The organism is Gemmatimonadaceae bacterium (assembly GCA_035533755.1).
Lineage (GTDB): Bacteria > Gemmatimonadota > Gemmatimonadetes > Gemmatimonadales > Gemmatimonadaceae > JAGWRI01.
In genome coordinates, this window is record DATLTC010000027.1 from 1 (window position 1) to 11,986 (window position 11,986).

11 protein-coding genes are annotated in these 11,986 nt (G+C 69.8%); 6 read left to right on the top strand and 5 right to left on the bottom strand.

Translation table 11 applies throughout. The features are described 5' to 3' along the window. Window positions 1-91: 91 nt before the first annotated feature. The 4 genes from VNE60_04760 to VNE60_04775 all read right to left on the bottom strand — a co-directional run bounded on the left by VNE60_04760 (window position 92) and on the right by VNE60_04775 (window position 5,165). On the bottom strand, window positions 92-3,322 hold the full coding sequence (locus VNE60_04760) for a hypothetical protein (GenBank protein ID HVB30820.1): 3,231 nt from the start codon (window positions 3,320-3,322) through the stop codon (window positions 92-94). A 117-nt stretch (window positions 3,323-3,439) separates the two neighbouring features. Then, complete coding sequence (locus tag VNE60_04765) at window positions 3,440-3,919, bottom strand: DinB family protein (protein HVB30821.1); 480 nt, start codon at window positions 3,917-3,919, stop codon at window positions 3,440-3,442. A gap of 78 nt (window positions 3,920-3,997) precedes the next feature. After that, complete coding sequence (locus VNE60_04770) at window positions 3,998-4,639, bottom strand: FMN-binding negative transcriptional regulator (GenBank protein ID HVB30822.1); 642 nt, start codon at window positions 4,637-4,639, stop codon at window positions 3,998-4,000. A 7-nt stretch (window positions 4,640-4,646) separates the two neighbouring features. Beyond that, window positions 4,647-5,165: a DinB family protein gene (locus tag VNE60_04775; protein HVB30823.1), complete on the bottom strand. Its 519-nt coding sequence runs from the start codon at window positions 5,163-5,165 to the stop codon at window positions 4,647-4,649. Window positions 5,166-5,282: 117 nt separating this feature from the next. On the opposite strand from VNE60_04775, the gene VNE60_04780 reads away from it, so the two are divergent. From VNE60_04780 to VNE60_04790, 3 genes are all read left to right on the top strand, one after another. After that, complete coding sequence (locus VNE60_04780) at window positions 5,283-5,915, top strand: helix-turn-helix domain-containing protein (protein HVB30824.1); 633 nt, start codon at window positions 5,283-5,285, stop codon at window positions 5,913-5,915. Between the two features lie 130 nt (window positions 5,916-6,045). Then, complete coding sequence (locus tag VNE60_04785; protein ID HVB30825.1) at window positions 6,046-7,296, top strand: FecR domain-containing protein; 1,251 nt, start codon at window positions 6,046-6,048, stop codon at window positions 7,294-7,296. 176 nt (window positions 7,297-7,472) lie between these two features. Beyond that, the gene (locus tag VNE60_04790; GenBank protein ID HVB30826.1) at window positions 7,473-9,284 is read left to right on the top strand and encodes an amidase; all 1,812 of its coding nucleotides are present in this window, start codon (window positions 7,473-7,475) and stop codon (window positions 9,282-9,284) included. Window positions 9,285-9,324: 40 nt separating this feature from the next. Here VNE60_04790 and VNE60_04795 read toward each other — a convergent pair whose 3' ends face one another. Continuing rightward, the gene (locus VNE60_04795) at window positions 9,325-9,753 is read right to left on the bottom strand and encodes a DoxX family protein (GenBank protein ID HVB30827.1); all 429 of its coding nucleotides are present in this window, start codon (window positions 9,751-9,753) and stop codon (window positions 9,325-9,327) included. A gap of 175 nt (window positions 9,754-9,928) precedes the next feature. Here VNE60_04795 and VNE60_04800 point away from each other — a divergent pair, with 175 nt between their 5' ends. The 3 genes from VNE60_04800 to VNE60_04810 form a co-directional block, all read left to right on the top strand. Further along, window positions 9,929-11,044, top strand: a complete 1,116-nt coding sequence (locus tag VNE60_04800) for a sialidase family protein (protein ID HVB30828.1) — start codon at window positions 9,929-9,931, stop codon at window positions 11,042-11,044. Then, a complete protein-coding gene (locus tag VNE60_04805; protein ID HVB30829.1) occupies window positions 11,041-11,340 on the top strand; it encodes a MoaD/ThiS family protein in 300 nt (99 codons plus the stop codon). The genes VNE60_04800 and VNE60_04805 overlap by 4 nt, the downstream gene beginning before the upstream one ends. Beyond that, the coding region (locus VNE60_04810) for a hypothetical protein (protein ID HVB30830.1) at window positions 11,333-11,986 on the top strand (654 nt) is incomplete at its 3' end. The genes VNE60_04805 and VNE60_04810, both read left to right, overlap by 8 nt.

The following is an 11,986-nucleotide window of genomic DNA, read 5'->3' on the forward strand; positions in this document are numbered from 1 at the left end:
GGGCCGCCCAGCCGCCGGCGTCAACACCCCGTGACGTGGCCGCCGCGCGCCAGACTCCCGGCACGCGGCGGCTCGTGGACCCTGCGGCCGATCAGCACCCCGGCGGCGGCGCCACTGGCGTCGCCGCCGGAACGGCCGGCAAGCCGGCCTTGGTCAGCACCGCGTTCAACGCCGTGAGCTCCTTGCCGTTGAGCCCGCGCCACGTGGCCACCGCGGCCTTGAGGTCCTTGCAGCTCGTGGTGTAGGCGCCCCGCATCGCGGCGTTCGGCGCGTGATCCCCATTGTCCTGCGATTCGATCTGGCGCACGAACGCGCCGCTGAGCGCCACGAAGTTGGGCGGCGGTGCAGCGCCCCCGCGGCCGAACCCGCCGAACCCGCGTCCCCCCTCGGTGCTGCCGCCCACCGCGGCCAGCTTCGCATCGAACGCCTTCGCCGCCGCCGCCACGTCGGGCGCGCTCGCGCTCGTGTCCTTCGACACGAGCTCGCGCATCGCCGCCACCTGATGGAAGCCGTCCCAGGTGGTCTGCATGCCGCCGTAGATCTTCATCTGCAGATCGTGCTGCGCCCGCAGGTCGGCCAGCGTGGCCGGCGAGCGCGGATCGTTGCGCACCGTCAGTGTCTGCGTGTAGCTCTTGCCGTCCACCGTGAGCTTGAGCGTGTACACGCCCGGCAGGGCCAGCGGCCCCTGCGGCGACGCCGGCGTCTGCTCCGGATTCGCGTTGATCTCGTAGCTGTGGCTGAACGCCGGCGGATCGTCGTAGCGCAGGTTCCAGTTCACGCGATTGGTGCCCACGTCGGTGGGCATCGGCATCGGCGGCGCCAGCCAGAAGCTCGGCTCCGGCGGATGCGCCGCCTCGGCCACCGGCGTGATCGGCGCGCTCGACATGTGGCGCACCACCTTGCCCGTCGCGTCCATCACGTCGAGCGTGATGTCGCCTGACGGCTTGCTGCCCAGGTAGTAGTAGATGATCGCGCCCGTGGGCGGATTCAGGTTGTGCGGCACCTCGGGCGGGAACGGCGTGTCGCCGTTCACGTTCCGCCGCACGCGGTACGCCTCGCCGGGCTTGAACAGGTGCGCCGACTCGCTCGCCAGCGCCGGCGTGATCTGCCGCAGCGGCGAGATGTCATCCAGAATCCAGATCCCGCGCCCGTACGTGCCCACCACCAGATCGTTGCCCTTGATCGTGGCGTCGCGGTACGACGTCGTGGGCAGGTTCAGCTGCAACGACTGCCAGTCGTCGCCGTTGTTGAACGACACGTACATGCCGCTCTCCGTGCCCGCGAACAGCAGCCCGGCCTTCTTGGTGTCGGCGCGGATCACCCGCGCGAAGCTCCCCCCCGGCTGATCGGTGGGCAGGCCGTTCACGATCTTGGTCCACGTCTTGCCGTAGTCGGTGGTGCGGTAGAAGTACGGCGCGTAGTCGCCGGCCCCGTGGAGATCGATCGCCACGTACGCCGACGCCGCATCGGTGGGCGACGCGTCGATCGCCGAGATGTCCGCGCGATCGGCGTCGGGCAGCCCGGGCACGGTCACGTCCGTCCACGTCTTGCCGTTGTCCCGGGTCATCTTGACGAGGCCGTTGTTCGTGCCCACCCAGATGACGCCGCGCGCCGCGGGCGAGGCCGAGATCGCCTCGATCGCCCCGCCCCGCGGGCCGCCACCGGCGCCCCCGCGCCCACGCTCCGGCGGCGCATTCTCCGGCGGCGGCTTCACGCCCTTGGGATACCCGAGATCGGGGCTCAGCTTGGTCCAGTGCCCGCCGCCGTCGGTGGTCGCCATCAGATACTGGAACCCGGCCAGCAGTTCATGCTGGTCCCACGGCGCCCACACGAGCGGCATCGAGAACGCCGTGCGCAGGTGCGCGCTCGGATCCTGGTTGGGCCCCACGTTGATCGACTGCTCGCTGGGATACGTGATCTTCACGATCCCCTGGCCGCTCGTGTACACGATGTTCGGGTTCAGCGGATCGGCCACGATCGTGCCCCACTCCCACCCGCCCACCGGATTCCAGTCGAGCGGCGTGATCTCGCCAAAGTTGCCGCGGCTGCGCACGCGGATGGCGCCCGCGTCCTGCTGCGGCGCGTACACCCAGTACGGGAACGAGTTGTCGGTGGAGAGGTGGTAGACCTGCTCCGTGGACTGGTTGTACCACAGGCTCCACGTGCGCCCGCCGTCCAGCGTCACCGTCGCGCCCTGGTCCATGCCCAGCAACATCCGCTGCCCATTGGTGGGATCGATCCACAGCTGCTGCGGATCGTCGCCGCCCGGCGCGCCCTTGAACCCCGTGAACGTGTTGCCGCCGTCGCGCGACACGTAGCTCGACGTGTTGATCGTGTACACCACGTCCGGATTCTCCGGGCTCACGTACACGCCGCAGTTGTAGCCGCCCTGCCCGTTGCGGATCCGCGTGTCCGTGGGATCCATCTGCCGCCACGTGGCGCCGCCGTCGTCGGACCGGTACAGGCCGGAGTTGCTGATCACGAACATCCGCTGGCCGTCGGTGTGGTTCGCCACCGCCACCGACGTGCGGCCGGTCAGTTCCGGCAGCCCGCCCCCGGTGATCTCGTGCCAGGTCACCCCCTCATCCGTCGACTTGAACAGGTGCGTCCCGTTGGGGCCGCCAAAGGCGCCGCGCCCGGTGGCGCCCGGCGCCACGTAGTGCAGATCCGTCGTCGCCAGAATGATGCTCGGCTTGTCATGCGCCCAGGCGAGCTTCACCGCGCCCGTCTCGTCGTCCACGTAGAGCGTCTTGGTCCACGTCTTGCCGCCGTCCGTGGAGCGGAACACCCCCCGCATGTCGCTCTTCGCGTGGATGTTGCCCTGCGCCGCGATCATCACCACGTCCGGGTTGGCCGGATCCACGAGAATCGACGGGATCTGCTTGGTGGCGTCGAGTCCCAGATGCTGCCACGTCCGGCCGGCATCGGTGGACTTGTACACGCCGTTCCCTTCGTTGATCGAACCGCCGGTGATGATGTCGCCCGTGCCCACGTAGATCACGTTGGTGTCCGACGGCGCCACTTCGATCGCGCCCACCGACGACACGTCCTTGACCGCGTCGAAGATGGGATACCAGGTCGTGCCCGCGTTGTCGGTCTTCCACACGCCCGCCGACGGCAGCCCGGCGTAGAACACGCCCGGCTCGCCCACCGCGCCCGTCACCGCCGCCACGCGCCCGGCGCGCAGCGGCCCGATGTTGCGCCACACGAGGCCGGCGAACAGATCGGGCCGCACCGGCGCCGCCCAACCCACGGTCAACAACGCCACACCCACGACACCAGCACCGCGCAGCCAGCGGTGCGACACGACGCGCTTCAACATGATGGATACGCCCCCGGAGCAAGTAAGCGGAATGGGACAAGATTATCCGCGGTGCACGCGGGGAGACAGGGGAGGCCGCGGCCCGTTCGTTCAGATCCTGCAAAGAATCGGGCGGCGCTACATCCCTTCGTCGGCCGACGGCCCGTAGATGGACGGCACCTTGCCGCCCATCGGCCGCAGATACGTGGAGAGCTGTCCCCGGTGATGGATGGCGTCGAACAGGATGAACCAGAGGAACTCTCCAACCGGCTGCTCCGACACCACCTTGCCCTGGTAATAGAACGTGGCCACGCGGTTCCACGCCGCGTCGTCCATCTGCGCCACCGCGTCGCTCAGCTCCCCGGACCAGCGCTCGAACTTCTCCAGCATGACGTCCAGCGGGGGCGGCGCCACGAACTTCCACTCGGCCTTGTTGTGCCGGATCGCGTCCAGGCAGGTCTCGAGTTCGCTCGTCAGCGTCCACACGAGTTGCTCCGCCGACGGCGAGCGATCGTGCGGCTTGTACGCGAGCTCGTCCTTGGGAATCGCCTTGAGCACCCGCAGGAACACCGGGAACTCGGCCTTCTGGCGTTCGAGAAAGAATTCACGGACCGTCATGCGAACTCTCCGGCGCTTGGGTCGTGGAGCCGTTGCCCGCCCTCCGGACCACAGTATCGGTGCCGGACCTTGGTCCCGCTACTCCCGCGTGGCGCCCCGCACCGCCTCGGCCATCGCCGCCGCCGCCTCGCCCCCCAGGCCCGTCAGCGCTTCCACCACGCCCGCCCGATCGGCCGCGTCGCGGTTCTGGCTCAACTTCCACTTGCCCATCAACCGGCTCACGGGCAGTTCCAGCCCCACCACCGCGCCCACCATCCGGTCCAGCCAGTCCGCCGGCGCGTCGGCCATGCGCCAGGGCCGCGCCGCATCACGCTCGTTCACGTCCACCAGTTCGGCCAGATGCCGCGCCAGCCAGTCGTGGTCGTCCACCACCCGCAGCGCGCCGTACGCGTGCACCACCGCGTAGTTCCACGTCGGCACCACCTTGCCGCCGGTCGCGGCCTTGCTCGGGTACCACGAGGGCGAGATGTAGCGCTCCACCCCCTGGAAGATGGCCACCGCCTCGACGCCGGCCGACAGCTGCCGCCAGATCGGGTTGCTCCGCGCCACGTGCGCGCGGAGCGTGCCGAACGGCGCCGGCGCCGGGTCGAGCACCACCGGCAGGTGATTCGCGTCCAGCCCCGCCGCCGTGAGCGCCACGAACGCGCCCAGCGGATGGGCGCGGATCAATCCATGCAGGACGGCGACGTCCGTCTCTTCGAAGTGCGCGGGGACGTACATGGGACGCTCAGATCGGCTCGTCCGCCGACGGGCCGTACACGCCCGGCACCGGGATGTCGAGTAGCCGGTAGTACACGCCCAGCTGCGCGCGGTGGTGGATGATGTGGCTCAGCACCATCAGCCGGAGCAGCGAGCCCTTGGACTGCCGCAGGATCACCCGGTCGCCGGCGCGGAGCGTCCAGTCGCGCGACAGCTCCGCCGCCGAGGCCGCCGCCATCGCGGCGCGCAGCCCGGCCACGTTCGCATCGAACGCCGCCACCAGTTCGGCCGCCGTCGTGGGCGGCGGCGCCGCCGGCGCCTGCTTCGTCATGTCGAGCTCGCTGGTTTCCAGGATCGACGTGCCGCGGATGGGGATGTTGGCCACGTGCATGGCCAGCTGGCCGATCGTCCGCGACTTGGCGTGCGGGCGCCAGTCCCCGCGCCCGTCGGGGAACCGCGCCAGCACCCGGCGCGTGGACTCCACTTCGCGGTCGAAGTCGTCGAACGGCGGCACGGCGCCGGCGGTCGGATGGGCGTTCGTGGACATGGCGGCGCACCTCGCGCAATGGGGGATCGGGATGGAGACGCTCCCATATTCGTCCCGATAGTTGATGAAGTCAAGTTGTTGCTTGATTTCTTTGTCTAGCCGCCGTAGCTTCGCCGCATGCGTTCCTACGGACAGTTCTGCGGCCTCGCCAAGGCGCTCGACGTGGTGGGCGACCGATGGACCCTGCTCATCGTGCGCGAACTGCTCCTCCAGGACGCCGCCCGCTACACCGACCTCCGCCACGGCCTGCCCGGCATCGCCACCAACCTCCTCGCCGAACGCCTGCGCGAGATGGAACTCGCCGGCCTCGTGTCCCGCGAACAGGCGCCACCCCCGGTGGCCACCGCCCTGTTCCGCCTCACCCCCAGAGGACGCGAGCTCGAGCCCGTCGTCCGCGCCCTCGGCGCCTGGGCCGGCCCCCTCATGCGCCAGTGGACCCCCGATCAGGCGTTCCGCAGCCGCTGGCTCGCGCTGCCGGTGGAGTTCTACCTCACCGACCGCACCCCCACTCGGCCCCCGGTCACGATCCAGGTGCACACCGGCGACGAGCCCATGCTCATCGAGACGGTGCTCGGCGCCGTGAAGGCCCGCCCCGGCTCCGCCCCCGATGCGGACGCCGTGGTCACCGGCCCGCCCCACCTGGTCATGGGCCTGCTCAGCGGACGGATGCCGCTCGCCACCGCCCGCGCCAAAGGCCTGCACTTTCGCGGCAATTTCGCCGCCGTGCGCCGCCTGCAGCCCAAACGCTGACCCCGGTTTCTTCCGCGCCAGCGGCCGCCATCGGGACGGGCCGGGTCGGCATTGGATCCTGCCGCCACTTCCCTCCCCCCGTCACCCACGCCATACTCAGTCAAACAATCGTCTCTGGAGGCTCGGAAAGATGACCTCGCCGTCGATTGGACCCGACGCACCCCTTCGCGACGAGCAGGCGCTGGAGCGCCTCTTCCGCGCCAACTTCTCGGCGCTCGTCGAAGAATCCAAGTCACAACTCAAAGATGCCGCGTCGTCCGCCGGACGCGCCGTCGAAGCCACCTTCATCGCCGCGTGGGCCGACCGCGAGCGCTTCAAGACGCCGCAGGAGTTGGACGCGTTCCTGCACGAGGAGATCAAGCATGCCTCGGCGCGGATCCTGGGCAAGCGCGTGAGCGCCCAGCGCTTCGCGCACGGCGGCCACGCCACCGCCCACGCCGAAGCCAAGATCGACGTCAACGAGTCGTGGAAACACGTGCTCAAGACGCTGCATCCCAATCACGACGGAGTCGCCGAAGCCACCGCCGAGCTTTCGCGCCACGACACTGCGGCGCACGTGGCCGGCCTCGGAAAGAAGCGGTCCCTCAAGGTGCCGATCGCCATCGGCATCGTCGCCGGCATCATCGCGCTGGGCGGCGTCATGTGGCTCAACCATCTGGGGCGCAAGAGCGGCATCCTCTCGGCCATCAACTCGCCCAGCGCGCGGTCCCACCCCACCCTCGCCGGCCAGTTCGCCAACGTCGTGCTGGACGACGGCACCACGGTCAAGCTGGCGCCGGGCTCGAACCTCATCGTGCCGGAGAATTTCAGCGACGGCTTCCGGTACGTGAAGGTGGCGGGCGCCGCCGCGTTCATCATGACCCCGGGGCACAACAGCCCGCTCGAGATCTACGCCAACAACGCCGTGATCGACGCCACCGGCACGCAGTTGGACGTGCGCAACTTCCCGACCGATTCCTCGGTGACCGTCTTCGTGAAGGACGGCCAGGCCACGGTCACCGTGGGCAAGGACGTCCAGCAGTTGGCCGCCGGACAGGCGCTTCGCATCATGCCCACCGGGCAGACGGCCGTACCCCCAGCGGCGCAGCTGGCCGAGACCACCACGTGGCCGGACAACACGTTCACGGTCTCAGACCGCAAGCTGGGTGACGTGCTCCATCTGCTCAAACAGTGGTACTCGCTCGATATCTTCGTGCAGGACACCACGCTGCTCGACCGCAATGTCTCGTTCGCGGCCTCGTTGGCGTCGCCCGACTCGGCGATCAAGGCCGTGGAGCAGGCCGCGAACCTGAAGTTCAGCTACGAGGGGCAGACGATGGTGTTCAAGGACGCCGCCAAGGCGCCGGTGGTCAAGAACGCTGCTGCCAGGAAGAAGAAGTAGCCGCGGGCGGTCGCTGGCCGGACCACACGTGCACCATCCATAGCCGCTCGGCGTCAGCATCGACGCCGAGCGGCGTTGCTTGTGCGGCCACAGCCGGCGGGCCCTAGCCGGAACCGCGTCCCGGAGCGATTCTCAGCGCTGCCCATCACCTGCCCGCCCAGGATCGGAGGATCCCCGTGACCAACCCGGAAGAGCTGCTCCAACAATTCCAGCACGACCTCGAGTCGGCCGACTACGACGAGACGGCGCATGGCGGCATGGACCGCCGGCACTTCGTGTTCCTCTCGCTCGCGGCCGCCGCGGCCTCCACGTTGGGCGCCGGCACCGCGCTCGCGCAGCCCGGCCCGGCACTGGCCGCGCTCGGCGGCCAGCGCGCGCCGCAGCAACAGCAGGAGCCCCCCGTCCCGCTCGGGAACGGCGAGCCTCCCGCCCTCCAGTTCCAGCCCTACCCCGGCGGTACCGGCGCCATGATCGAGAAGCTCGCCCGCGAGCGCGGACGCGCCGCGTTCGACCGCGCCGAGTTCTCCGTGGAGCCGTGGTCCGGCGCCGTGCCCACGTCCGACGACGAGATCGCGTTCCTCCCCGCGCACCGCCTCTCGGCGCTGCTCAAGGCGCGCAAGATCACGTCGGCCCGGCTCACCGACATCTATCTCACCCGTCTCAAGCGCCTCAACGGCACGCTGCTCTGCGCCGTCACGATCATGGAATCGCAGGCCCGCGCCGCCGCCGCGCAGGCCGACGCCGAGATCGCCGCCGGCAAGTATCGCGGCCCGCTGCACGGACTGCCCTATGGCGTGAAGGACCTGTTCGCCACCAAGGGCGTGCCCACCACGTGGGGCGCCAAGGATTTCGAGCACCGCATCATCGACGAGGACGCCGAGGTCGTCGTCCGCCTGCGCGAAGCCGGCGCCGTGTTGATCGCCAAGCTCGCCACCGGACTGTTCGCCCAGAATGACCAGTGGTTCCGCGGTCGCACCAACAACCCGTGGAATCTGGTGCAGGGCTCGAGCGGCTCGTCGGCCGGCCCCGCATCGGCTTCCGCCGCCGGCTGCGTGGCGTTCGGCATCGGCACCGAGACGCAGGGATCGATCGTGTCGCCCACCATCCGCTGCGGATTGAGCGCGCTGCGCCCCACGTTCGGCAGCGTGAGCCGCGCCGGCGGCATGGTGCTCGCGTGGTCGCAGGATCGCGTGGGGCCCATCGCCCGCACCGTGGAGGATTGCGCCATGGTGTTCAACGCCATTCACGGCGCCGACGAGAAGGACCCGTCCACCGTGACCATGCCCTTCCACTTCGACCGCAGCATCGACCTCGCGTCGCTGCGCGTGGGCGTGGATCCCAACGCCCCCAAGGAATTCGTGGACAGGCTGCGCGACCTGGGCGTCCGGCCCATCACCATCGGCGCGCGTCCCACCGTGGCCGGCATCGGTCAGGGTGGGCTCGCCGTGGAAGACGCGGCGGCGTTCGATTCCTACGTCCAGATCAAGGCCAAGGAGATCGGGCTCGATCTCAACGCGCTCAAGCCGCCGGTGCCGGGCGCTCGCGGCCGCGGCCAGGGCGGCGGGCGAGGGGGCGCCGCCGGCGCGCCGGCCAACCCGATGGCGCCCGCCGACTGGAATCCGCGCTTCGTCACCGGCCGCACCGTGCCCGGGTTCGAGTTCCTGCAGACGGAGCGTCGGCGGTACATCATGGTGAGCAAGTGGGCCGAGTTCATGAAGGATCTCGACATGTTCATCGGCAATCCGTTCGCCGACGTGGGACCCAACGCGCAGACCGGCCACCCCTGCGCTGTGGTGCCGTACAAGATGGGCATTCCGGAGCAGTTCGGCGGCCGCCGCGGCGGACAGGCCGAGCCGCAGCCGGTACTCAAGCCGCAGCCCATCTGCGCCGTCATCGTGGGCGGCCTGTTCAACGACGACAAGATCCTTGCCGTGGCGCACCAGTTCCAGGTGCACGACGACACCTACCTCGAGCACCCGTCACTCTAGCGGCCGCTGAGGGCCGGGCGCGACGCGCTCGGCCCTCCGGTCAGCCGGCGTTTCCCGGATGGCGCCGGAGCGCGTCGATGCTCCACGGGCCCGGGCCGGCGGCCGAGAGGTACAGCCACACGAAGCAGAAGAACACGGCCGGTAATCCGTTGTTGAATAGCGGCCAGAACCCCATCGGCGCGTGGGCCTTGAAATACGCCACCGCCATCTCGCCCGCGAGCACGAACGCCACCGGGCGCGCGAACAGACCCACGAGCATCAGCGTGCCCCCGATCACCTCGAACAGGCCGGCGACGCCGAGCAGCGACGCGATCGGCACCGTGCCCCCATTGGGGAGCAGCGCGTGCGGGAACGCGAACAACTTGCCGGTCCCGTACTGCATGAAGAGAAACGCGGCGGCGATCCGCATGACGCTGCGCAGTTGCGGCGCCCACGAGCGCCAGCGGGCGGTGAGTGTCTGCTCGTTCATGGCACGTCCTTGACCGGGATTCGTTCGTCGGCGCGGGGCATCCCGGGCCGCCCCTGAATAGTATCCGCATCGCCGGTGATCATGCCCGCGCGGCGGCAGTGCTCCACCCGGTTGCCATCGACAACCGGCCCGGCGGCTGGTATTCTCTCCGCGAACGGGTCACCAGGAGGCTGGCATGAGCGGCGTACGGGTGCTGGTGGGCACGCGGAAGGGGGCGTTCGTCCTGACCTCGGACGGCAAGCGCACCAAGTGGGACGTGAGCGGCCCGCACTTTGCGGGTTGGGAGATCTATCACGTCAAAGGCTCGCCCGCCGACCCCAACCGGATCTACGCCTCGCAGTCCAGCAGCTGGTTCGGCCAGCAGATCCAACGCTCGGACGACGGCGGCAAGACGTGGGACGCGGTGGACAACAAGTTCGTGTACGACGGCATCACCGGCACGCACCAGTGGTACGACGGCACGGCCCACCCGTGGGAATTCAAACGCGTCTGGCACCTCGAGCCCTCGCTCTCCGATCCCGACACCGTGTACGCCGGCGTCGAGGATGCGGCGATGTTCCGCTCCACCGACGGCGGCAAATCGTGGCGCGAACTGTCGGGACTGCGCGGCCACGGCACGGGACCCAAGTGGCAGCCCGGGGCGGGCGGTATGTGCCTGCACACGATCCTCATCGATCCCACCAATCCGCAGCGCATCTTCATCGCCATCTCCGCGGCCGGCGCCTTCCGCACGGACGACGGCGGCGAGACCTGGAAGCCCATCAATCAGGGCCTGCGCTCCGAGTACATCCCCGATCCCAAGGCCGAGGTGGGCCACTGCGTGCACCGCATCGCGCTGCACGGATCGCGGCCCAACACGCTGTTCATGCAGAAGCATTGGGACGTGATGCGCAGCGACGACGCCGGCGAGTCGTGGCGCGAGGTGAGCGGCAACCTGCCCACCGACTTCGGGTTCGTGGTCGACGTCCACGCGCACGAGCCGGACACCGTGTATGTGCTCCCCATCAAGAGCGACGGCGAGCACTTCGTGCCCGAGGGCAAGCTACGCGTGTACCGCAGCCGCACGGGCGGCAACGAGTGGGAAGCGCTCACCAAGGGGCTGCCGCAGGAGAACTGCTACGTGAACGTGCTGCGCGACGCGATGGCGGTGGACCGCCTGGACGAGTGCGGCGTGTACTTCGGCACCACCGGCGGGCAGGTGTACGCATCGGCCGACGCCGGCGACAGCTGGAATGCGATCGTCCGCGATCTTCCGGCGGTGCTGTCGGTCGAGGTGCAGACGCTCTCATGATCCGCGTCGTGTTGCCGGCGCCGCTCCACCGCCTGGCCCAGCTGCCGGGCGGCGAGCTGGCGTTCGACGTGCCGGCGCCGATCACGCAGCGGTCGGTGCTCGACGCGGTGGAGCTGCGCTATCCCGTGCTGCGAGGCGCCATCCGCGATCACGTCACGCAGGTGCGCCGGCCGTTCGTGCGCTTCTTTGCCTGCGAACAGGATCTGTCGCACGAGTCGCCCGACGCGCCGCTGCCCAACGCCGTGGCCGAGGGGCGGGAGCCGTATCTCGTGGTGGGGGCGATCGCCGGTGGGTAGGACACGCTTCGCGGCCCTCGCCCTGGCGGCGCTCGGCGCGCTCTCCGCTCCCGCCGCCGCCCAATCCGCGCCCACCCACATCCGCACCCGCTGGGCCGCCGACGTCAGCCCCACGCACCCCTGGCCCGAGTATCCGCGCCCGCAGCTCGTGCGCCGCGCGTGGGCCAACCTCAACGGCCCCTGGCAATACGCCATCACCGACAGCGGCGCGCCGCGGCCCACGCACTGGGACGGCAAGATCCTCGTGCCGTTCGCCGTGCAGTCGCAGCTGAGCGGCGTCGAGCGCGCGGTCTCCGATTCGCAGGCGCTCTGGTACCAGCGCACGTTCCTCGCGCCCGCACGACCACGCGGCGGACATCTGCTGCTCCACTTCGGCGCCGTGGACTGGGACGCCACGGTGTGGGTGAACGGCAAGCGCGTCGGCGAACACCGCGGCGGCTACGACCCCTTTACATTAGATATTACTGATGCCCTGCGCGGCACCGGCCCGCAGACCCTCGTCATACGCGTCTGGGACCCCACCGACCGCGGCGAGCAGCCCCGCGGCAAGCAGGTGCTCCGTCCGCACAGCATCTGGTACAGCGCCGTCACCGGCATCTGGCAGACGGTGTGGCTCGAGCCGGTGCCCGCCGCGTACATCACGCGC

Coding starts and splice junctions, on each gene's coding strand:
- VNE60_04760 (HVB30820.1), bottom strand. CDS start 3,322: ATGTTGAAGCGCGTCGTGTCGCACCGCTGGCTGCGCGGTGCTGGTGTC.
- VNE60_04765 (HVB30821.1), bottom strand. CDS start 3,919: ATGACGGTCCGTGAATTCTTTCTCGAACGCCAGAAGGCCGAGTTCCCG.
- VNE60_04770 (HVB30822.1), bottom strand. CDS start 4,639: ATGTACGTCCCCGCGCACTTCGAAGAGACGGACGTCGCCGTCCTGCAT.
- VNE60_04775 (HVB30823.1), bottom strand. CDS start 5,165: ATGTCCACGAACGCCCATCCGACCGCCGGCGCCGTGCCGCCGTTCGAC.
- VNE60_04780 (HVB30824.1), top strand. CDS start 5,283: ATGCGTTCCTACGGACAGTTCTGCGGCCTCGCCAAGGCGCTCGACGTG.
- VNE60_04785 (HVB30825.1), top strand. CDS start 6,046: ATGACCTCGCCGTCGATTGGACCCGACGCACCCCTTCGCGACGAGCAG.
- VNE60_04795 (HVB30827.1), bottom strand. CDS start 9,753: ATGAACGAGCAGACACTCACCGCCCGCTGGCGCTCGTGGGCGCCGCAA.
- VNE60_04800 (HVB30828.1), top strand. CDS start 9,929: ATGAGCGGCGTACGGGTGCTGGTGGGCACGCGGAAGGGGGCGTTCGTC.
- VNE60_04805 (HVB30829.1), top strand. CDS start 11,041: ATGATCCGCGTCGTGTTGCCGGCGCCGCTCCACCGCCTGGCCCAGCTG.